General features: G+C 56.0%; 16 protein-coding genes and 1 tRNA gene. 1 reads left to right on the forward strand and 16 read right to left on the reverse strand.

Features of this window, described 5'->3' with window-relative positions:
• Nucleotides 1-29: 29 nt before the first annotated feature.
• The 10 genes from KI613_RS04490 to KI613_RS04535 form a co-directional block, all read right to left on the reverse strand.
• On the reverse strand, nt 30-1082 hold the full coding sequence (locus KI613_RS04490) for a radical SAM/SPASM domain-containing protein (protein ID WP_226404010.1): 1053 nt from the start codon (nt 1080-1082) through the stop codon (nt 30-32).
• Nucleotides 1079-2251 (reverse strand): FkbM family methyltransferase, encoded by a 1173-nt coding sequence (locus tag KI613_RS04495; protein ID WP_226404011.1) that lies wholly within the window; start codon nt 2249-2251, stop codon nt 1079-1081. The genes KI613_RS04490 and KI613_RS04495 overlap by 4 nt, the downstream gene beginning before the upstream one ends.
• Before the next feature lie 145 nt (nt 2252-2396).
• Nucleotides 2397-3683 carry a glycosyltransferase gene (locus KI613_RS04500; protein WP_226404012.1) on the reverse strand — a complete coding sequence of 429 codons (1287 nt, stop codon included), beginning with the start codon at nt 3681-3683 and terminating at the stop codon, nt 2397-2399.
• A gap of 53 nt (nt 3684-3736) precedes the next feature.
• Nucleotides 3737-4813, reverse strand: a complete 1077-nt coding sequence (locus KI613_RS04505; protein ID WP_226404013.1) for a radical SAM protein — start codon at nt 4811-4813, stop codon at nt 3737-3739.
• Complete coding sequence (locus tag KI613_RS04510) at nt 4810-5685, reverse strand: NAD-dependent epimerase/dehydratase family protein (protein ID WP_226404014.1); 876 nt, start codon at nt 5683-5685, stop codon at nt 4810-4812. Before KI613_RS04510 ends, KI613_RS04505 begins: the two co-directional genes overlap by 4 nt.
• A complete protein-coding gene (locus KI613_RS04515) occupies nt 5682-6866 on the reverse strand; it encodes a methyltransferase domain-containing protein (RefSeq protein WP_404826982.1) in 1185 nt (394 codons plus the stop codon). Before KI613_RS04515 ends, KI613_RS04510 begins: the two co-directional genes overlap by 4 nt.
• Nucleotides 6867-6895: 29 nt before the next feature.
• Nucleotides 6896-7456: a dTDP-4-dehydrorhamnose 3,5-epimerase family protein gene (locus KI613_RS04520; protein ID WP_226404016.1), complete on the reverse strand. Its 561-nt coding sequence runs from the start codon at nt 7454-7456 to the stop codon at nt 6896-6898.
• Complete coding sequence (gene rfbG / locus KI613_RS04525) at nt 7453-8511, reverse strand: CDP-glucose 4,6-dehydratase (protein WP_226404017.1); 1059 nt, start codon at nt 8509-8511, stop codon at nt 7453-7455. The genes KI613_RS04520 and rfbG overlap by 4 nt, the downstream gene beginning before the upstream one ends.
• Before the next feature lie 5 nt (nt 8512-8516).
• Entirely contained in the window at nt 8517-9290 is a 774-nt protein-coding gene (gene rfbF / locus KI613_RS04530; RefSeq protein ID WP_226404018.1) for a glucose-1-phosphate cytidylyltransferase, read from the reverse strand.
• 153 nt (nt 9291-9443) lie between these two features.
• Nucleotides 9444-11204, reverse strand: a complete 1761-nt coding sequence (locus KI613_RS04535; RefSeq protein ID WP_226404019.1) for a GGDEF domain-containing protein — start codon at nt 11202-11204, stop codon at nt 9444-9446.
• Nucleotides 11205-11249: 45 nt separating this feature from the next.
• Here KI613_RS04535 and KI613_RS04540 point away from each other — a divergent pair.
• Nucleotides 11250-11323: transfer RNA gene (locus KI613_RS04540), tRNA-Thr, on the forward strand.
• 298 nt (nt 11324-11621) lie between these two features.
• On the opposite strand, the gene KI613_RS04545 is transcribed toward KI613_RS04540, so the two are convergent.
• The 6 genes from KI613_RS04545 to KI613_RS04570 all read right to left on the reverse strand — a co-directional run bounded on the left by KI613_RS04545 (nt 11622) and on the right by KI613_RS04570 (nt 22596).
• Entirely contained in the window at nt 11622-13430 is a 1809-nt protein-coding gene (locus tag KI613_RS04545; protein WP_226404020.1) for a DUF262 domain-containing protein, read from the reverse strand.
• 53 nt (nt 13431-13483) lie between these two features.
• Nucleotides 13484-14245, reverse strand: a complete 762-nt coding sequence (drmC, locus tag KI613_RS04550; protein ID WP_226404021.1) for a DISARM system phospholipase D-like protein DrmC — start codon at nt 14243-14245, stop codon at nt 13484-13486.
• Nucleotide 14246: 1 nt separating this feature from the next.
• Nucleotides 14247-16106 carry a DUF1998 domain-containing protein gene (drmB, locus tag KI613_RS04555; protein WP_226404022.1) on the reverse strand — a complete coding sequence of 620 codons (1860 nt, stop codon included), beginning with the start codon at nt 16104-16106 and terminating at the stop codon, nt 14247-14249.
• Nucleotides 16107-16108: 2 nt separating this feature from the next.
• The gene (drmA, locus tag KI613_RS04560) at nt 16109-20113 is read right to left on the reverse strand and encodes a DISARM system helicase DrmA (protein WP_226404023.1); all 4005 of its coding nucleotides are present in this window, start codon (nt 20111-20113) and stop codon (nt 16109-16111) included.
• Nucleotides 20114-20181: 68 nt separating this feature from the next.
• Nucleotides 20182-21177 (reverse strand): O-methyltransferase, encoded by a 996-nt coding sequence (locus tag KI613_RS04565; protein WP_226404024.1) that lies wholly within the window; start codon nt 21175-21177, stop codon nt 20182-20184.
• 3 nt (nt 21178-21180) lie between these two features.
• Nucleotides 21181-22596: an ATP-binding protein gene (locus KI613_RS04570; RefSeq protein WP_226404025.1), complete on the reverse strand. Its 1416-nt coding sequence runs from the start codon at nt 22594-22596 to the stop codon at nt 21181-21183.
• Nucleotides 22597-22620 lie beyond the last annotated feature (24 nt).

Consider the following 22620-nt stretch of genomic DNA (forward strand, 5'->3'; position numbering starts at 1 on the left):
GCGGGGGGGTGGGGCATAGGGCGTTCTGTTCAGATGGAGGGCGAGGGAGGGGAGGCTTCAGGGAAATGGGCGAGATAGTTCTCCAGTAGCGATTCCCGCCAAGGGTCAATGTCGTCTATCTGGGAGTGGGCGATGTGACCACAATTTCGGCAGACTTCATTGTCGTGCCTCCGCCCTTTGAGATGCTGGAGGCGCAGGGCGTGCATGGCGGGAGAGTTCCAGATTTCCTTCAGGCTCGTGTCGTGCAAGTCGCCGACCACCAGCTTCTGGCCCCAGTCGGGGCAGCAGGCGCTGACCGTACCATCTGCGTTGAGGGCCATGGCGTAAAAGATGTAAGTGCAGACCTGCTTGGTTTCTATTTTCTGGCCGTACTGGCCGCTGCTGTTTGCGGGAACGAAGTTCATCACTCGAGATTCCATGTCGAAACCCGGCCAAATAGGCGAGAGGCGCTCAAGGAAGATCCGGTCGCAGTAGTTCCCAAAGGTGTCAAAGAATGCCTTTTTCTGCTCGTCGTTCAAATAGTCTTCCGGGGCCTTGATCGTGATTTCACAATGACCTCGATGGTTGTGAAGCCAGCGTATAGAGGCGGTGATGGCCTCGAAATCAACCTCCACCTTGGCGTGCTGCCGATATTGCGCTGCGTTTATGCCCTCCAGGGAAATATTGAGTCGGTCCAGCCCAGCGTCGATGATTGCCTCCAAAAGTACTGGGGTAAATAGAGACGCATTAGTGGCCAGGTCAATGCTCCCTACTCGGCCGCTTTCCTTGGCGAGACGGATCATTTGGGGCAAATGCTTGTTGAGCAAGGGTTCGCCAATCTTGTTCATGCGCAATACCCGGATTGGACTGCTGAAGGCTTCCAGATCCCGCACGAATTTTTCAAAGAGTTCTAGAGAGAGGACGCGCCGTTTGTAATTGGCTCCCCGGACCAGGTCAACGTGGCCTGTGGGGCAGAACTCGCATTTGAAATTGCAGGCGCTGGAGGGGTCCACATAAAGGAGGAACGGCGTTTCAAGCGGGATGATGTCCTGGAGGACACTCCTATTTTCCGGGTTTAGCTTGGACTTGAGTTGTGCTTTCATGGGAGTTCGTCGTGGCCCCGTAGGATGGCGGCAATCATACATGGGTCGGGGTCGCCAGCAAGGGTTAGGCCAGTTTCTGTGGCCTCCATGCTAGCCGGCCATCGTTCCTCAGGAAGCGCATAAATGGTTGCCCCTGTTCCGCACCAGGAATGTAGGCGGAATAATAAGGCGTAGCCAGGCAGGTTATTCTGCAGCCACAAGGGGGTTCGCCATAGGCCATCATCGTTGTGGTAGATCGTGGCAGTCAGTAGAGGGCGATGCTGGCGCAGGGTGCGGATGGCACCGCGCAGTGCGGGGAGTTCCATGCCCTCCAAATGTAGTTTGATGAAGGTAGGGGCTAGGTTCAGGGTGTCGATGGCACGGCAGGGTACTAGTTCTCCACCCAAGTCTGAACACTGGGATGCATATCCCTGGTCGCTGAAAAAGGGACGTTCGCCCTCTGTTTCCGTTATCGCCCAAGGTAGGATTTCGATTTCCTGGCGTCTGGTTTCTTCCATATCCGACAGAAGGCTTTGTAGCTTGGCGCGACTGCCGGCATCTGGTTCGATGGCCCAGATGTGCTCGAACTGCTTTTCAGTGTGCAGAAGGAAGGTCTCGATAACCTGCCCCACGTAGCTGCCCGCGTCGAGAAAACGCTCGTTTTGGCCCAGAGCGGCTAGCATTTCGGGGATGAAAAAGCGGTTGCTAGTATCGATGCGGGCATCCGGGAAACTCCACTCCTGCCGCAGGCGTCGCCAGGCGAGGAATTGCAAGTGGTGGGCACGGGAAACGTCATCGCTCCAGCATTCAAGGGCCGAAGCGATTGCGCCTTCATCCTGCTTGGAAAAGGGGGCTGCGAACCAGCCGTTCGAGAGAGGATGCCGGTCGCGGTAATGCTCGGCGATATCGTAAAAAGGGACGATGTCCTTCCAGCCCGCAGATGCCAGTTCGTTAGCCATGGGTGCGTAGGGGGCCGTGACGATGCACAGGGCGAGCAGTGTGCCCTGTTGCTGGTCCGGTGTGATTTCGTCCGGGCGCAGTAGGGGGATGCCTGCCCAGTAGGCATCTTGACTTAGTTGCCGGGCATTCATGTCGACCACCAGGTGAACGGGAATGCCCACGTGGTTCAGATATTCCCGAGCCATGCGGCCCAGGCTTCCTGCGCCGTAGAGCACCAGGGGCTTGTCCACTGGCCTGCTGACTCGCACCACCTGGTCCCGGGCCATCTCATGCAGGAGGCTGGCGGCCTCGTTAAGGGATGGAAGGGCGGAGAGGTCGCGGGATGAGTAAGGGCTATCCATTCGTCTGGGCTACTGTAAACATGGGCTGGATTGTTCAGTGTGGAAAATCATGACCATATTTACGGAGTTTTTCGCCCCAACTTGAAAGCCGGGGGTCGCCTGGAAAATAGTCGAGGAAATGGAATACGCTGCCTTTGGTCCTTTCATACAGGCTGGGCTGTTCGCCGGCGGGAGGGGGAACGGCTTCTCCATCAAGGGAGAAATAGCTGTTTTCGGGCTGGAAAGCCAGGAACCAGTCGGCCGGTGTGGGGCCAAAAATGTCACGGAAGGCGTGGGAGCGTTTCTTCCGGACGATTATTTCCCGATAATGTTGGTCGAAGGCTGCTGCCATTCGGGCGTAGGTGTACTGTCCACGGACCATGGTCGCCGCCGCCTCCGCCAGCCTGGACCGATCCGCCGGGGATGCGGCTAGCCAGGCCATGTCCCGCGCCAGATCTTCCGGGGTGCGGACGATCCGTCCCGTCCGATCATGTTCGACGATATGACGTTCAGATGAGTTGTCCAGCACGATGGGCACGACGCCCATGGCCATGGCTTCCAGCAGGGTGTTTTCGGCCGTACCGTAGTGGCTAGGGTTCAGGAGGTAGATCAGAACGTCCAGTTGGGCCAGTTCACTGGCCACGTCGTTGCGGTAGCCCAGAAATTCGAGTAGATGGGGGCGCCCCAGAGCGCGGCATTGCGCTTCGAGTACAGGTCGGTTGATTTCGTCACCGATCATGCGCACGGAGAAATCTGGCAGATCGACTGCAGCAAGGAAGCGAACGAAATTCGGATGTAGCTTGGAAAAATTGAGGCTGCCCAAGTAGCCGGCATGCAGTGAGTCGATGGATTTTCGGGGGGGCTGCGGCATTTCATCCATGCCGCCACCGCTCGACACCACGTGGACCTGCGGGGTGGGGCCATGACGCTGGAGCAGTTCCAGAGAGCTGGGCGAGGTGAAGAGGAATGCTTCCGCCTGCCGGACCAGGCCCCAGGGAATGGCGGGCTGGTACAGGCCAGATACATGGCACCAGACCATGAGCCGCATGGCTGGCAGGGGATGGGCACATAGGGCACGGACGATGGCTGGATGGTTCCAGAATTCGATTTGAACGATGTCGGCGGCAGCTATTGCTGCGTGGAGTTCCGCTGCCGTGGGGGCCTGGCGAACCGGACATCCGGCAGCTTCCAGCGCCTCGGTGAACTGAGTCTTTTCCGGCCATTCCAGCGCGCAGACTGAGTGGTGATGGCCATTGGTAAGCATGGATTGGCGGATCAGGCCCGAGACTGCTTTTCCCACGCCCCCTCCCAGGTGGGGGGTGATGTGCAGAATATGGATCATGCGTGACTATCCCGTTGCTGCACACGCTACCTCGAGAATCGGGCGAGAAAAACTCATGCCGGGTGGATTGTGAACACGGAGCGATCAAGCATGCCTGGTGGGGAGGCTTGGATGTTACCTGCGTATTGCAGGAATTTGGGCAGAAGCGCTTCTCGGTAGGCGTCGATGTTGTCCGGCAGGCAGTGGCTTAGCTGGCCGCATGTGCTGCACACGGAGTTTTCCTTACGGTGGCCTGCCAGATGCTGGTGGCGCAGGGCGTTCATTTTTTCTGAGTGCCAGATGGATTTGAGGGATTGCTGGTTGGTATCACCCACCAGTAGTTTTCGGCCCCAATCGAGGAAACAAGAACTGACCAAGCCATCGGCGTTGACTGAAATCGAATAGAAAATATAGGGGCAGGTGTCGGTCGGTTTGACCGGTTGCTGATAAATACCTTGAGTGATCTTGATGCCGGTATGAGCCTCCACGTCGAACTCCGGCCAGCAAGGCGCGAAATTCTCGATAAATATGCGGTCACAGTAGTCGCCGAAGGTGTCGAAAAACTCTTGGCGCTGGGCTTCCGAAATCAATTCTCCTGGAATCTTGATTGCCACCTCGCAACTTCCCTTATTGGCATCTAGCCACTTGACGTGCTCGACAAACTTGTCGAAGTCGAAGTCGAAACCAGTGAACTGGCGGTATTGCTCCCGGTTCATGCCGTCTACCGAAATGTTGATTTTATCGAGACCTGCTTCGAGGATCGGGCCTAGCCGTTCCGCAGTCATCAGAGAGCCATTGGTGGTAGTGTCAATGTATTCGACCTGTCCGCTGGCCTTGGCATAGCGAATCATGGCGGCCAGGTTTTTGTTGAGAAAGGGCTCACCGTCCTTGTACATGCGCAGAACCTTGATGGGGCGAGGGAATTCTCCAAGGTCGTCGATGATCTTCTGGAACATGGGCATTTTCATCACACCTTGAAAACGTCCTGTTTCAGCGATCAGGTCCTGGTGGCCTGTAGGGCAGAAGGGGCAGGAAAAGTTACAGGCGCTGGCCGGGTCCACGAACACCACGAAAGGAGTATCCAACGGAATTACCTCTTGCAAAGGAGTGCGATCTTCCAGGTTGATGCGAGGTATCAGCTTCGCTTTCATGGTTTTCCTTTCCCGTTTCCGGAGGCGTAGGTTGAGTGTGCTTGACCGGGAATGCCAACCAGATGGGAAGCAGCACAATTGGCCGATTGGGTGCCAAAATCCAGCAAATCCCGACGGCCATATTCGTCGGCAATGCGTTCTGCCACTTGTTTCACCGTAATTGGACTGCCGGAGCAGACATTAGTTGCCCCTTGTGCGTCGCCCAGGGCAGCTTCGACGATCATCCGGCCTGCTTGGGCGACATCCAGAAAATCCAGGGTCTGGGTGCCCGGGCTTAAGGCAGCGATTTTTCCGGCGGCCATCTGGGCGCGAAGGTAGGGCATCAGGCGCCGGGGATCCTCGCCTTCGCCGTGGAGATGGAATAACCGGCACCAGCAAAATTCCACTCCTAGCGACGGCAGCCATTGAGCCAGTGCCGAATATGTGGCGGCCTTTGCGCCGGCGTAGGGGGTCTGAGGCAAAAGGGGGGCGTCACTGGGATGAGGGTGGTTGCTGGCGGCGTATTCCAGGCAGGTACCTAGTCCGACAAAGCGGCGGAGGTGCGCGGCCACGGCCCCCTTAGCCATCTCCAGGGTGCCAATCAGGCAATCCAGGTTCAACGGGGAATGGAGGTAATGGCCGGGCTCGGCGTACCAAGCAGCGTGGATCAAGGTGTCTACTCCGGCGCATGCCTCCTGCCACCAGTCCGCCGATTCGGCAAACATATCTGGGGTTGGGATAATGCGCTCGACATTTTTCCAGGCAGCAGTGAAGGCTAGTCGGGACGGCGTGCGAGCCACCAAGCGTAAGCGCACTGGTTCCCCGGCCAGTGTTTTGAGTATTTGTCTGCCTACGAAACCGCTGCCGCCAGTGACGAGAATGATCCGGGTCATTGGATTTGCAGGGAGGGGATGGCTGTGACAAATCGTGCGTCAGTCTCGGTGAGTTGAGCGCGGACTTCGGTAGCAATGTTCCAAGGCAGGATCAGGATTCGATCGGGGCAGTGTGCGTTGAGGTGAGCCTCATCGACAATGGGGATTCGGCTGCCGGGCATGTACTTGCCCTGCTTGGCAGGGTTTTTATCCACTACGTAGGGAAGCAGGTCTGGTCGGATGCCGGCGAAGTTGAGAAGGGTATTCCCCTTTGCGGCCGCACCATAGGCGCCAACTTTCAGCCCCTCGCGTTTGGCATCGATCAGAAATAGCAACAGGTCATCCTTGACCCGCTCTGCCTTGTGCTGGAACGCCTGGTAGAACCCCGGCGTCTTTATGCCCGCCGCGGCCTCAGTAGCTAGCAATGCTACTACCGCCGGGCTGATCGCATGAGTGCCCGTATCGCTGCGCTGGGCGATTACGCGCAGGCTGCCGCCATGAGTGGGCAAGGTTTCTACATTGAATACAGCAATTCCGTTGGCCGTGCAGATGCCCTGCACGGAGGTCAGGGACAGGTAGGAATAGTGCTCGTGGTAGGCCGTGTCAAACTGGTTTTCCTGCACCATACGCAGCAGGTGAGGAAATTCAAACGTGACCACGCCTTGGGGTTTGAGCAAGCGAGCGAAGCCCGCGACGAAATCGTTAATATCCGGTACGTGGGCCAGTACATTGTTGGCCGTGATCAAATCGGCCTGTCTGCCGGCCTGCACCAACTCATCAGCAAGATTGATCCCAAAGAAGCGCTCGACAATTTCGATGCCCTTGGCGCGCGCAGCGCTGGCGGTGCTGGCTGTGGGCTCGATGCCATAACAGGGAATGCCGGCTTGTCGCACGTACTGCAACAGATAGCCGTCATTGGCGGCTACCTCCACCACGCAGCTGCCGGTATGCAGGCCCAAACGCTGGATCATCTGGCTAACGTAGTGCTCGGCATGGGCCAGCCAGGTCGTCGAAAAAGAGCTGAAATAAGCGTAGTCTTGGCTGAACAAAGCCTCCCGGCCCGCATGGTCTTCGGTCTGCGCCAGCCAGCAGCGCTTGCACACCAGGATGCGTAAGGGGAACCAGATTTCCGGTGCGCGCAGGGTTGCTTCAGTCAAATAGGCATTCGAGGGCGGGGCGTTGCCCAGGTCCAGAAATGGCATGAGTGAATCACTGCCGCAGTGACGGCATTTCAAGCTAGTACTCCTTCAAATCCCGATTCGATCAGCGGATGTCTGGCATCGCGAGCCGAAATGTTCGTTATTGCCAGCGGCCATGTAATACCGAGACGCGCATCCCCGGGATTCAGGCCATCCTCTGCGCCAGCAGAGTACGCTTGCGAATGGCAATACAGCAACTCCACATCGTCGCTCAGGGACTGGAAGCCGTGGGCAAAGCCCTCTGGAATTAGCAGGGCGCAACCATTTTCAGCAGAAAGGCGTTCTGCGTGCCAGTGCAAAAAGGTGGGAGATCCGGTTCGCACATCGACCACTACATCCCAAATTTCGCCGCGAATGCAACTGACGAGTTTCATCTCGGTGTGAGGTGGTCTCTGGAAATGCAGCCCGCGAACAGTGCCTTGTTGGGCAGTAAAGGTGTGATTGATTTGGGCTATGGGTTTTTGCCAGCCGGCGGCGGCAAGTTCTTCCCGGCAAAACAGGCGCGACAGAAAACCGCGGGAGTCGCCGATGCGTTGGCGGGTGATGCATTTCAGGCCGGGCAGTGGCAATTCGGCAATGGCAAAGCCGCTCACAGCACGGACTCGTAAGCAGAGATTTGTTGCGTACAAAGCTGCCGGGAATCCTCGCCGTTGCGCTGGGCGCGATACCACTCCATGGTTAGCTGGACTGAGTCAGCGAGCGACAGAATGGGCTGGAAGCTGAGGTTATGAATTGTCTTTGCGGTTTCCAGAGTTAGCCATTGGGCTTCGTGAGGCCCTTTGTCTTCCTCGTCGTACCGCACTTTGGCTTCAGCATGTTCGCCTCGCGCAAGTTCAATCACTTCGCGAACGGTAGCTGCATTCTGTGAGGGAGGGCCGAAGTTGTAGGCTCCTGCCAGTCCAGCGTCTTCCCAGAGCTTCTGGGCGAGTACAAGATAGCCGGCAAGCGGATCGAGAACATGTTGCCAAGGACGAACGGCTTGCGGGCAACGAATTTCGAGGGTGGTGCCGGCTTGCCAGGCACGTACGGCATCGGGAATCAGCCGGTCTACAGACCAGTCGCCACCGCCAATCACGTTGCCCGCCCGGGCACTGGCCACCGCTAGGCCTTGTTCAGCGAGAAAGGACTTGCGGTAACTTTCGATGACGATTTCCGCGGCGGCTTTACTGGCGCTGTAGGGATCGTGGCCGCCGAGCGTGTCGTTTTCCCGATACGGCCAGGGCCACTCGTTGTTCCGATAGACCTTGTCGGTCGTGATCATCACTGCAACGCGGGGCGTGTCGCAGCCGCGCAGGGCGTCGAGGAGGTTGGCCGAGCCCATGATATTTGTCGAAAAAGTCTCCAGTGGCTGCTGATAGCTGGCCCGCACGAGCGGTTGCGCAGCCAGGTGGAAAACGATCTCGGGCCGCGCCTTGGCGCTTAGCATCGCGATGGCCTGGGCATCGCGGATGTCGCAATAATGGCTTTGACAGGAGGCTTGAAGACCGGTTAGTTCGAACAGGCTCGGGGAGGTATGGGGGGGCAGGCTGATGCCGGTGACCTCGGCGCCTAGCCGGTTCAGCCATAGCGTCAGCCAGGCACCTTTGAAGCCGGTGTGGCCGGTGAGCAGAACGCGCTTGCCATGCCAGAAATTGCGATCCGGGTGCACCGTTGTCACTCCCAGATGTGCCAAGGGGCTTTGCCGCTGTGCCAAAGCTCCTCCAGGAGATTTTTTTCCCGCAGGGTGTCCATCGGTTGCCAGAAGCCGTCGTGCTCGTAGGCCATCATTTCACCCATCGTTGCCAATTGTGTCAGTGGCTCGCCTTCCCAACTGGTCTGGTCGCCTATGACGAAATCCAGTACCTTCGGTGACAATACAAAAAAGCCGCCATTGATCAGCCCGCCGTCGCCGCGCGGTTTTTCAATAAAGCCGGTGACCAGGTTGTTGGTGTGTTCGATTGCCCCATAACGACCAGGTGGCCTGACGCCAGTCACCGTGGCGAGTTTGCCGTGGGCTTTATGGAACGCCAAGGTCTTGGCGATATCGACATCGCTGAGGCCGTCGCCATAAGTAAAGCAGAAGGCTTCCTCTTTTTCGATATAAGGGGCGATACGCTTGAGGCGTCCGCCAGTTTGTGTGTTTTCCCCGGTGTCTACCAAGGTGACGCGCCAAGGTTCGGCCTTCTTGTGGTGCACTTCCATCTCGTTGCGGGACATGTCGAAGGTGACGTCGGACATGTGCAGGAAGTAATTGGCGAAATACTCCTTGATGATGTAACCCTTGTAACCGCAGCAAATCACGAACTCATTTACGCCGTAGGTCGAGTAGCACTTCATGATGTGCCAGAGTATTGGCTTCCCGCCAATGTGAATCATGGGCTTCGGCTTCAGATGGGTTTCTTCCGAAATTCGAGTGCCAAGGCCTCCTGCAAGAATCACAGCTTTCATATTGAAATCGGCTTTATTTGGGTCGGAAATGTTTTGAACTCGCTTTGGCTTTTTCCCAGCCTCAGGGAAGAATTTATACCACCAGTTATTCCTGCTGCAGTTCGCCGAAGCAGGTCTTGGCAATCTGCAATTTCAGGTAAATTGGGTAGCGTTTTAAGGTGTGTGCACAACTCGATTTTTCCCCGTTTGTTTTGCCTGATACATCGCTTCGTCAGCTCGCTTGATTACGCTGGTCTGCATATCTTCTGGGTGCATCTGGGTGACCCCCGCACTAAAAGTAATCAACACCTTCTCGTTAGCATGCAGGAAGAATTTCTTGGTCAGCTCGCGCTGGAGGCGGGTGAGGGCGATTACCGCATCTTCTAGCGGTGTATCCGGCAGGAGGATGATGAATTCCTCGCCGCCATAACGGGCGACGGTATCTTGCGGGCGTAGCGTTTCTCGGCAGATGGTGGCGAGGTGGATGAGTGCTTCGTCGCCAGTGTCGTGGCCCATCGAGTCGTTGAGCTTCTTGAAGTTGTCAATGTCGATCAATGCCACGCACAGCGAGGTTTCGTGGCGAGTTGCCCGCGCTGCTTCCTTGGTGAAGATTTCCTCTAGGCCGCGGCGGTTGAGGACGCCGGTTAGTTGGTCGTGGCGGACGAGATCGCTGGTGGTTTCGAGTTCGCGTTCGAGTTCAGTGATGCGTGCTTCCGATTCTTGAACCTTTTTCTGGGTTATCCGCAGTTCGTCGCGGGAGCGCTGGGCGTTGATCTGGATCGTCCTGGTTTCACGCATGACTTCACCAAGCACGCTTTCCAGTTGGGATATATCAGTGGCCGAACTGATTTTTCCGGCACAGCTTTCGATTTTGTCGTGATAGTCGGAAGTCGCTTCGGCGAAGTCGGCGAGATGATCGACGAAACCGGCCAGCATGCTCTTGATGGCATCCCGGGCTTCCGACAAGCTGGCCTTGAGCTGGCTTTGCTTGTAGAGGACTTCCTTTAGCCGCCGTTCGGCGTCATCGAGGGCGCGCTGCGATAGCGGCTTGTCGATGATTTCCCGCACCACCTCGATCTGTCCGTGCAGCCAGTGGTCATCGAGGACCAGGTCGGTGATGTTGCCGACCAGCAGGCGGAGCAGGCCAAGGAGGCTGTGGCGGAGCTCTGCCTGGTCTTCGGCCAGTAGCTCGAGCTTGAAAGCGAAGCGCTTCAGGCGGGTAAGGAATTCCTGCAACTGGGTCGGACTGCTGGCGGTACGGATGTCTTTGGCCAGCACTTTGGCATCTGCCGATAGCTGCGGGCTTTCGAGCAGTTGCGTGGCCATCGCCGTTTCGAGCGTAAAGGCAAACAATTCGCGTAGTTCGGGCAGTAGATCGTTCGTTGTTACGGTCAACCCGGAATTTGAGCTAATTTCGAAATTGCCAGCTTCGGCGGGATTGACTGCTTCCGCCTCCTTGCCTTGGCCCCACGAGCGCAGCAGGCTCTGCAAGCGGGTGAATAACGTATCGGGATTAGCAGCATTGCTCGTCAGCACGTGTTCGAGCGACTCTCTCTTGCGGGCCGAGGTCAGCCCCGGATGTTTGGCATCCCACAGGCGCAGCAAATCGGCTATCAACTCTGACCAGGCCAGTTTTTGGGATTCGGCAAGGCCGGCGACGAAATCGCTCAGATACTTCTTGTAGTCATCCCAATTGGCAGCCTTGACCGCTTCTTCGAGTTGCCGGGCCAAACGTAACTGGTCGGGTGACGCCTTGGGCAGGGCGGCTGCCAGCGAGCGCAGTTGGACTTCGGGAAACAAAGCGCCGGCCGGCTTGGTTCCAGCAATCTCGTGATAGAGAGTCTGGTAATTGTCCGGCGACGGTGGAATGCGGCGGACTGCCAGTAGGCGCAAGGTTTCCCGGGCGATCTCGAAGGGATTGGTGAGAGTGCTCATGTCGAAATTTCAATGTTCAAGCTATAATCGCGCCCCATTACTTGGGCCCCCGTAGCATGAAGGTCGTGCAGTTGATTTGTAATCATCAGGTAGCGGTTCGATTCCGTTCGGGGGCACCAGTAAAATCAAACAGTTAGGCCATTCTTCGGAGTGGCCTTTTTGTTTTCGTGGTTCTGTGTACGCCATGTGTACGCGAATTTCATCAATGACTCCCGGGCGAAAATCCGTTGTAGAGCGTGATGATAGCGCTTTGAACTGTTTCTGGAATTCATTACTCACGGATCGGTAGCTCAATTCTGCCTAGCGCCCGTAATACCAGGGCCTGCAGCGGTGCTGGCCTACTGCGTTTACCAACCCGGCAAAGACAGAGCTAGTGGTGCTTAGACTTGGCTTTTCAATGAAAGAGACCAAACGCAGTCATTCCTTACCCAGTTCCTTGAGCATTTTGGAGAGATGTAGGGACCTCTTTTCAACAAAGGACGGGTAAGACTCAAAATCGAGTGGCGCATCTGCCGGGATGAGTAGTCCGTCCAGGCTGAGTCCTTTTTGCTCGTTGAGCCACTCAGCAAATGGCCGATCCTGTTTTGATTTGTTTCTAGACTCATCCAAGAGATGAAGATTGACGATGCTGTTCCAGTTTTCCCGATTTAGGAAAAAATCCATGACATCTTGTTTTCCTCTCAAAAAGGCGCATTGGGAAAGCTTGTCGGGTCTGAAGGATGCCTCTGGATGGATATGATCTTTTTGCAGTGCTCGTGTGTAATCAAGGTCTGGCATTAGCAATGCCAAGATGGAGAAGCAGGACGCATCATCTTTCTGGGTTTTGAGCAATCGGCTGATGAAGTCATCATCGAAAAGCAGATCTTTGCTATGCCCCCGGTAGTCTTCGATGATCTTCGTCAGAGGGAATGACTCTGCTGACATATTGGTCTTGATAATCTTGCGCAAGTTCGTCAGCAGTGCATCACCTTGGCCGCCGAAAACGCCTTTGAGTAATGACATATGCAGCCACTGCCGAATCAGTTTTCGATCTTGTACGTGAAACGCTTGCTTGTTGATGCTTGAGAACACCCCCTTCTTCTCAGCGAAGGCATCACGACCTTTGTGATACAGGTAGTAAGCAATGGGAATGGCGGCGTTCTTTGCACGTAGAGATGCGTCGTTGAGACCAAACGACCGGATTAGTCGGAACGTCTCCAAGATGCAGGCACTGATTTCATCCCATTCACTCTCAATTCTGGCAACCTGCGCACCGGCGAAGTTTTCGACCTTGAAACGGATGTCGGCATCCGTCAACGCCAACGCAGCCTTCAATATCCAGTCGCGATCAATTGAGAACTCCATATCAGAGCCAAACCTGACCTTGTCCACCAGATCGTCGATCTGCTGACGCGCATCCTTCTTCCAATTCGCGATGGCGATCGACATCAGCAAATCGGAAAATGATAGTGGCGTCCCGCCGTGATTGGTGCGAATAAAGATATCCAGGACGTGGTCGATTTTCTGACTGGTCTCGTTGTAGTAATGAATCAGGGTGTCGCATCGAACAGCGAAATAGAGCCGCGTCAGTGTTTTTCTGGCATAAGTGTTCGACGACATGCCAACCGTTTCAAGGTGGGCCAAGACTACGTCTAGAACCTGGTCTGCTGTCTCCACTTTTTCGAGATCCAGCACATCACCGACAAGAAACCAACATTTGCCGGCGGTAGATTTTTCTCGTTCTTGCTTGGTCAGGAAGGAGAACTCAAAAGACATCATCTCCTCGTTACGTTCTTCGTCCAATGGCGCCGCGATATTCAGATAGAGCCGCCTTGGGGGCAAAACTGAATCATCTTGAGTTTTTGGCCACCATTTGCGAGGCAACCTATACGCGTAAGTGCCTTTCAGGCCAATATACAGAGAAGTCAGTCGCTGCTGGCCATCAATGACAGCTTGGAAATTTCCGTGTCCCTTTGTATCGAAGTCCGGGTTGTTTTCCCCGAACCGTTCGCAGTACTTTTCCAAGAACTGGTAGAAGCGGAAGTTGCTCTTGACCTCCGCATCGCTCACCTCCCAGAACATGAAGGTGTTGATAGGATAACCACGCATAATCGAGTCAAACAGCACTTCGATCTGGGACGTGCTCCATGTGAATTTTCGCTGTATCGCGGGCAGGAGATACCGGCGAGAGACAATGTTTTGGATTGCCTTATCGATAGAAATGGCCTTTTCGTACTCACCTGACATATAAGATTCCTTATTTCAATACAGGCACAAAGGACTGCTCACACGTAGCATCGTCAAACCGGGGAGACAATTTTCGTGTCGACGAGTGAGCGCAGGTGTTCATCAAGCAATTTCGCTATTCGTCCACCAGAAATCAGTACGCCAGCCTCCATGTTTTTTTCCATAGCGTGTCCGGTGAGGTTCGCACTGGTGATGAAACACGTCCTGCCATCTGCAACGGCGACTTTGGCGTGAACGCGGCCATCGGAAAACTGATCGGCCTTGTCGCGCCAAGCATAGAGTTTGGCGGCCGGAACCTGCGTTCTCATCTTGCCTATTGCATCGAAGGATATGCTACCGCCGTGATCCTGAGACAATTCGAGAAGCATTGAGATGGCCACACCGCGATTACTTGCCGCATTCAATGCCTTGACGATGGTCGACACGTCGTAGGCCACAAAGCTTGTGATGAACAGACACTGTTCAGCGGAGTTGATTACCTGCAAAAGCGCTTGCTCGGTACGACGAGCCGATACGAAAGGCGTCGTCGGGCCAGTCCATACGAGTTCCGTTGATTGCTCAGAAGCTGCCTTGCTGTAAACGTGACTGGCAACAAGAAGCATTGATGCCAGTTCGTCCGAGCCGACCTTGGTGTTTTGCCAGGCAACCGCAAGTTGCTCGACCACGGTGCTGGCCACCGGGGTTCCGACCACACTCGACAACGCCGTCGCAGCCTTGCTGGCATCGGTTCGACGAACGCGTGCGGCAACGGCCAGTACCTTTTCGGGCGAGACCAGAGAGACCAAGGCTGCAATGGCATCCAAGAGTTCATCCATGTCAGAAGCCCTTGAACAAAGCGGCGGCGGCGCGTTCAAGTGTTGGCATGAGTAGCGATCGATCCAGATAGCGATTGCCCCGCTCGCAAGAGGTCTCTGCCACTAGAGCGCATGCATGGCAAGCAGCCCCATGTAGGGAGCGATCCTTTTCGGGATCATGTTCTGCGCATAGCGGATCGGATGAGCAAATCTTCGAACGATTCAGTGCTTGCTCCAGCAGGCGACCAAGGTTTTCTGGTTTACCAAGATCAACGAGGCCGCCCAGCGTCCCGTCTGAATCTGCTGCTGCGGTATAGATGAGGATGCCCGCCTGCGGGCTGTCGCCCGACGTATCGGCATAGATGCGCTCTCGAATGCTCGCAGCGTTGTATCCACACTCCAGCGCCAGCTCGCGAATCAGCAGATGAGACAGCGTGTGCAGCATTGCATAGCGAATGCCGGGGTAGCCGTCGTTCGGGTCGAGATGACGCGAATTACGCCATCCCTTATGACCACCACGGAGCATCTGGTCGACGTTCTTCACGCCATCCAAAGCTTCCCACTTGATGAGCGCGGCTTCATCAAATTGAACGAAAATCCCTTCGCCATGAACCTGGTTGGCTGGCACCCAATCGGGCTTGCTGCGCGACAGGCTGGCCATTTGAGGACGCTCATTCGGGTCGCCGGACTCTTCGGGGGCTTCGACACGAGTGAAGCCCAGCAACGCGCTCACTTCACGTAAGCGCTCAAGGAGCAAGACTCGACTGATATGGCTGCTGAATCCCGGTGGCGTGCCGACCTTTTTGCTCATGAAGTGCGGGTAGTCCGTGGGCGGGTTGGCCTCTGTCAGTACATCCCACTCAGGTCCTTTGATGTCGGCCTCGCCCACGACCTCCTGTCCGCCGCCTTTGCGGTGCGTCTCAATGGCCGACCAGATCGACGCTGCCGGATACTTGTCGATTCCAGGCAACGCCCCGGTCTTCTTCAAGGTCTTCACTGTCACCGAGACCTCGGCCTCGGAATCGAGATCTTCGAAAAACTCCCAACCATCCTGGACCAGTTGGCTGAGTGGGTCTTTGGTCTGGGGAATAGCGAGAGCCGAGAGCGTTATCGGGAACCAGCTATTGGTGGCTCCCAATAGAACCGCGCGTGCTTCCTCGTCACATTCGTTGTCGAAGTGGTCAAGGTGGGGATGTCGCCCTCGGCAACGCGGCAGATTCTCTTTCCCCGCCTTGCCGAATGCATGCGCCATGCTTCTTGATGCACCACAGGCATCACACTTCACCCAGAGATTTTCCGTTTGCAGCGACGCGCCGCTCTCGAAGAAGCGCAGAGTGCCTTTGCACGAACTGTTACCGCCATGGACGAAGTAGTGCCAAGGGAAGTCATCAAGGTGACCGTCGCGGCAGGCCAGCAGGAAACGTGCGGGAACGGCATCCGCATCCTTGGCCGGTTGGTCCCCTTTTGAGCCACGACAACCTTTGTGCACAAAGCGGGTTCGCTCGGGTCTGTACCGACTTTCCTTGATCTCAAACAGCCCGGCATCAAAGGGCGACAGCAAACCGCACTTCACACACCGCATCCACCGCGGAAATGGCCGCACAGGAACACCAATGGTCGCCTCCGGAGAATATTGGTCAGTTATTTCACTCAATCGGAATGGCGGCATCCGCAAATTTTCGACCTGCGCCCCGAGAACCTTTCGAACGGCTGCCAAAAGCCGTGCCTCTTGAATCGGCTGGCAGCGGTCCTTTTCCCATCTGTCGATGCCAAGCGTTACCACAGAGAGGCTCGGTAGGTCGATCAGTGCCCCAGGCCCATAGGTCCACAGCAACTGGCTGGGGCGAACTTCCCCGACGGGAGTTTTGTTGTTGAGAATCATGTTCAATCCTCATCCTTCGTTGCGGGACGAGGCATCCAATCGTGGTCGTCCGCGATATGGCTCGTGTTCATGATCAGGCGCACGCCGGGCTCCACTTCCCGCATCGACATCGGCACGGTCCAGTTGTCCCAGGTTTGAACCCCCGGTGACTTGATCAATGCAACAGTCTTGTCTTTTTCGGGGCCACGTTTCTCATACGCCAAAATCCGTCCGCCCTTGCTGACTTCTTTCGCCCATTCGTCAGCGCGCTCTTTCAGTTCAGTCTCAGCCAACTGCTTACGCGAGTTGTCTTCAGCAACATTACCCGCGCGAGTCGCCAATATCTTGATGGCATCCGTCATCTCGGCCTGATTGGATATACTCAGTTGGCCAGCACCTTCGTTTGGGCTGAAGACATCGTTCTTGAGGCGCATCAAACTCAGCAGTGCGCCCGTCAAACCACGGTCCATCGCTCGTGGTGAAAATGGCGTTACCGATTGGGCCTCGACGTGTTTGTAGAACGTGGCATGGTAATGCTCGAAGGTTTCGTAGTGGGACAGGTCGCGCGGCCTTGCCCACGTTAGCACCGTACAGACCAAGCCCGGGAAGGAGCGCCCCACACGGCTGGTGGCCTGAATGTATTCGGCCGTTCCTTTGGGTTGCCCGTTCACGGCCATCAGGCCGAGCCGATTCACGTCAACGCCCACAGACAGCATGTTGGTTGCCAGCACGACATCAATGGCGCGCGTGTCGCCCTCCTGCCAGCGGGTCACGTACTTGCCGGTTGCAGTGTCGAACTCGGACTTGAACTTGACCTCCAGATTGTCAAGGTACTTGGGGATGTCCTGGCTCGACACCCGAGACGTCAGTTCGCGAATATTGCTGATGCTGCGTTGTGCCAGTGCGGGGCGCTCCACCATGCTCATTTGCACGCGGTAGGAACGTGTCTGCACATCGTCCTCTGCCAATCGCTTCATGCCGCCCAGCTCACGCAGGGAGTTGAAGTAGCCGACCATGGTCATGTACGGGTCAGCGGGTTCGCCAAAGTGGTCGAACAGTGCCTGGGCAGCGGTCAAGAAAGCGGTGTAGACACGGATCAACATCGCAGGGCGTGAGCTACCGGGGGAGCACACGCCAAGGTAACGCCGCCCTGGCTTCTCTTCGATTGGCCGTTGCACCGAGAAGAAGTTGTCTTCCACATCCAGACCGTGTGGTGGGAAAACCGAAACACGGCGCATGAACACGTTGTTCACTTGCTCCTTGGCTTTGCGCACCGTCGCTGTGGAGGCAATAATTTTCGGTTTGACCGTCTTGCCATTGAGCGTCCAGCCGCACAGTTCATCCACGGCGGTCTCATACAAGCCGACCATGGTACCCAGCGGCCCACTGATCAGATGGAACTCATCCTGAATGATCAAGTCAGGCGGGCGAATCGGACTGATTGTCTTTACCTTCGCGGAAGGTAGCCCCTTGCCAGCTTGGTGGTTGCCATTGCAATCGGCACCTTGCCAAAGCAGGCCGTGACGCTCGCATTCCTGCCCCACGCGACCAAACAGCGTGCGCACCTGACCGCGCCACGCCATCATGGCGAACTTATCCACGGTGGCGATCATCATCGTCGGTGGGCGGTGGTAGATTTCTTCGTCAACGACCAGCACCGGAATTCCCGGGTGCGGTTGTTTGCTGGATTTGCCCTTGGAAAAATCGCAGCGGGCTTTCTTGTCCCCGCAGTAGATGATCGTACGGTTGATGTTCCTATCTGCTTCGACGTCCTTGCCAGGATCAACTTCGGAGCCGCACCAAGGACAACTGGTGAGCTGTGCAGGAGATGCCAGGCCAGCCTTGTTTTTCGTAGAGTCACGTTGAGCAAGAATTGCTTGATGGCTGTCCTCGGTCGTGCCCGGAGTCACCTTGTTGCCAACCCAGAGGCCGATGGTGAAAGGCTCGGTGCCGAGGGATTTGTCGCCCTTGTCCAGCGCCTCTCGCCGCAACACTTCCATGGCACAAATCAATGCGGTGGCACGCTGGAACTGTTGCAGCGTCAGCAAGCGCAGCGTGTAACGCATGATCACGGCCAAACCGCGTGAGCTGTCGAACCCACCGAGATTGCCCTGCTTGCGCCGAATGGCCATAGTGAAGGCCGCCACGCCCAAATAGGCTTCGGTTTTACCGCCGCCTGTAGGGAACCACAGCAGATCGGCATAGGCCTCGACAGGCTCAACGCGATCCGGGTGACTCGGATCTGCCAGTGACGGAATCGAGAGCAGCAGAAACGCCAACTGGAATGGACGCCAGCTGCGGTTCTTCAGCACATCGAACTTGTCGAGGGTGACATCCTCGCCCCGGCGCATGGCCAGCGCGTATTGGCTGCGCACGCGTTGCGTCGCCATCGCTCGGTTGGCAAACCGGAAGGCCGCCAGCGCCTTCTCATTGTCTTTCAGCGTATCGATACCCTGCTGCAGGCGTGTGTGGATCTCCTGGCAGCGGTCCATCGCTTGTTGCGACTGGGTGTCATAGCCGGTCACCTCGGACCCGACGCGTTCGCGCTGCTCATCAATCCACGCGGCATAGTCCTTGGTCAGCATGCTCAAGGCGTCGACCAGCGGCTCAATGTCCAAAGTCGCCAGGCGCTGCATATCGAGCAAGCCGCTGTCGACCATTTCACGCATCGCTGGGCGATCGCTTGGATCAAGCCCGGGCGTCTCCGTGACCTGCACCTCGTACTGCGGCATCACCGTGGTGCGTACCTCGGTGGCCAGCGTCACGTCGTCCGCGGTTTCGGCATGGACGGCAACGCCATGGCCCACGGCGAACTCGACACGGTTGCGGTAGATCATCTCCAGCGCTTCGCGCTCCGGGTCCATGCCATCCGCATCCAGTACCGGCCTGCGCCGGAAGATGGCGCGTTTGGCGGCGTCCTTCTCCGAGCGAACGATCAGCTCGGGCTGGAACACCCACACTGTATCGCGGTTGGTGTCCGGCTCTTCCTGTGCATTCACCAGGAACAAGGTGATCAGTCGATCGCCATTGGCATTCTTGGCCCGAATGGAACCTTGCACCCGAACCTCGGGGAACTCGCTGTCAGGTGCCTGGTGCGGAATCACGCCTTCGGTCAGCGGCAGCACGATCTTGCCGCCACAGGGAATGCGCTGCCAGACCTTGGCTTTGGTCTGCACCTCGGCACCGGTTTCCTTGTTCTTACGGGTGCGGAATATCTCGTGCTCGTCGCTACGTTCATATCGACCCCAGCGCGCTTCGATCTCAATCTGGTCGGCGTCACCATCCACGCAGAAGGTCATGCCAAGGCTGCTGGGCACCAGTGATTGGTTGCTGGCGGCATCGATCTCGTCAGCCGAATCCGACTCCGGCTCCACACGCCCGGTGGCGGTTCCAAACTCCGCACCCGGCTCGTGCCGTCCGGGCGCTTTGGCCTCAGTGGGCTCTTCGGCGTCGTCATTGGCCAGTGGCCCGTCCAGCCCCTCAATACCGCCCTGTGCGGCCTCACGCGGGGCTAGTTTGCCAACCAGATAGCGGTCGCGCACACCCATATCGACGATGCGTTCACGGGGGCCGCCTGCGGGACCGAGCAGGTCGTCCATCACAGCCAGTTGCAGCAGTTCGCGGATATAGGCCTGATCCTCAATGGTCGGCACTTCGGCGATGGTCTTGTGCAAGGCCTTGGGGAGAGACTCCAGAAAATCCGTCCATTGAACACGGCCAATGCTGCCGGAAGACGGCGGGGTGAGCGATTTAAGACCAATCGAATCCGCCGGATCAACCAACAACATGCGGTCGAAGTAGATCACGGTTGTTTCCAGATCCGAACGTACCCGCAACACACGACCGATCCGCGTGATGTGACCTGCGGGACCGAGGATCAGCGCCCAATCGTCATCTGCGATTGCTTGATATAGGGATCGCTCGCCCTTTAGGACGAGGATGTATTGTGACAGCTCTGAAGAGCCTACCAGGCAATGGTCAATGGCAATCCATGCGTTGTTATTATTGTTTTGCGTAAGGTCTGACATCCACGTTCCTTAAACTTTGAATTCACTGGCAAGCTTAGAAAACTCGCCATCTACACCCTCGTCACTTTTCACAATTCCACTCGCGAGAAATGCGGATAGATTCGGTAGAATTTCTTGAAGACGGCAGCTGGGCTATCTCCCAAATTGGATGAGGGAAGCTCAAAACCCATGTGTACCAGCGCGTCATCTTTGGATTCCATTGTTAGACGTTCCAAAGTCGACAAGGCAGGAAGATCAAGGCAATGAGGAGTGTCTGTCGTTGACTTGAATTCCCAGTTATTCACCAATTCCACAATGGACTGGTCCTTGGCCGCACCGATCAGAAGCGTTGCTGTCACCATTGGTTGTCCATCCTTATAGTGAGTGGCTAGCGCCCATACAATCTGGCGATCACGAAAACTCAGTGCATCTTTCTCCACCGCAAGCTTCAGTACGCGAAGCAAACTTGATCCGTAGTTCTTTTGGGTCATTCCATCTGCTCCCAAACCGCTTGGGAAGAGGGAGCCAAGTCGCTCCTTGAATCGAGCGAGACGCCATTCTTGAACAGTAGGTTTCAGCGCACGATCCCCAGAAACCTCCCCGTCAACCTCAATGGAAACATCGTTTGCTAAAGGCTTTCCTAGCGACTCTGGATTTGCATTGAGCGTGATACGAAGCACACTGCCGATGGGAACAGTCCCTATGGTCTTGGCAAAATATTCGATCTGAGTCTTGACGCTCATAGGCATCGTGTAGTCGAACCAAATGATGGCGGGCCTTTCGAAGTCATTCCCGTCGAGGTACTCCTCAAGGGTGGAATGAACGCATTCAATTGAAGCGATGGGGCGATTGAATACTTGGCGCTTGTGCACGTTCTCTTCGGATTCAACGCATGTCATATGACTAATCCCGAGACGTGCGTGCACCAATCGGAAATCCTCGAGAAATGGGCCTCCAAGACCCACATAGTGATACTTCTCCAACGAAAGCATCGGCGCTAGTCTTGTCAGCAACGACAAGAACAGCTCTCGGTCGACTGCCTTGTTGGGCCTCAGCCGGTATGGCAATGAAGAACCTGTGCTCATCGCTCAAGCCTCCTGCTTCTTGGCCTTTGTTAGTGCAAGTTCGAAGCAACTTTCACCAACAATGCCCGGCTTCATGTCCTCTGCGTCAAACAGCATTTTCGATACAAGCCTTACCTCCTCTTGGGGTCTCGAAAACACAATCCGTCTTGCAGATGGAGTCCTTCCCGCAGGGGTTGGAAGGACTTTTGACTTCTGGGGGTTGAACTCAATATAGGACTCAGTTTTTTTGGCGGTGCTTCGTTCTGCGACCGCTGCAATAGCCTTGTGCAGCGATAGCGGTCTGGTCCCCTCCCAATGGCCAGACTGTTCAGAACGCGGATAATTCTTCCATTGGTTCGTGTACGTTGTCCAAATTCGCATACCTTCTTTCATCTTCACAAGGGACTCGAGCCATACGTTCGATGACGTATCCAGGGCGCGTTTGGTGGTCGTGACAGGAAGCTGGTCAGCGTGGTTGGAGCGAAACTCAATGATGCCGGTGATGATTGAAAACTGAGGATGGTAGAGCGGTAGACCGTCGCCCCAACCTGTCAGGCGCCCCTTGTCCCCGACAATGACTGCTCGATCGTTGCAGAGTACCGTCCAACCGGCTGTTGCAGAAGAACGATCCAACTCGAAGCCTGAGCTTTCGTCTTCATCTTCATCAGAGGGACGCCCGCTATTCAGACCCACCGTGATTGAAACGAGTACATTGTCGATCGTTTTTTGATACACGAACGGAGCAGGCCCATTTTCCTGATCAGATACCAAAACTTCCACATAAACGGGATCGATAGGCTTGCCATTGAGTTCTACTCTCAACCCCCACTGTAGGAACATTGTGAAGTGTTCAGAGATAGCCGTACGAACGTCATTTTCAAACCCTTCGTTGGAAAAATGTCTCGAGACTCCTTCGTACAACTCCTTGACGTAGATCCTCGTACCCGGCTCTGCTAGTTTTTCGTTCGCTTCTGTTGGCTCATTGATCGGTAACGGCTCCCAGCCCTTCGCTTCGAGCCAGGCTGATGTAATCGGCACTTCAAAAGTATCCTCGCCATACCTTGTCCGTACCAATGCGTCGCGGCCCATCTTGAAGATGGCACGCTTCATACCAACGCCGTACATCCCGATGGTCTCTGTGTCCGAGTCTCGTTCATCATCGGGTTCTCGGCCCATCTTGAATGCATAGTTCTTCGCTACCTCGCGAGGAATTCCGCCACAGTTATCTTCAATCGAGAAATAGTCAGCAGCAAGCACTATCTTCACAAAGTGCTGGGCGTAATCGACCTCCTTGCCACCAGAGAGCCGAAGAGCACCATCAAGGCAGTTGTCGAGGAGGTCAAGGATCGCATCGGCTAGGCTGATGTCACGGGTCAGCATTGATACAAAGAATCGCTTCGTTGGGCTTGCTTCTGCATGGTCTAGCGTTGCCTTCGTCATTCAATTCCCCTTCGGTTCAATGGC

The organism is Ferribacterium limneticum (assembly GCF_020510585.1).
Taxonomy (GTDB): Bacteria; Pseudomonadota; Gammaproteobacteria; order Burkholderiales; family Rhodocyclaceae; genus Azonexus.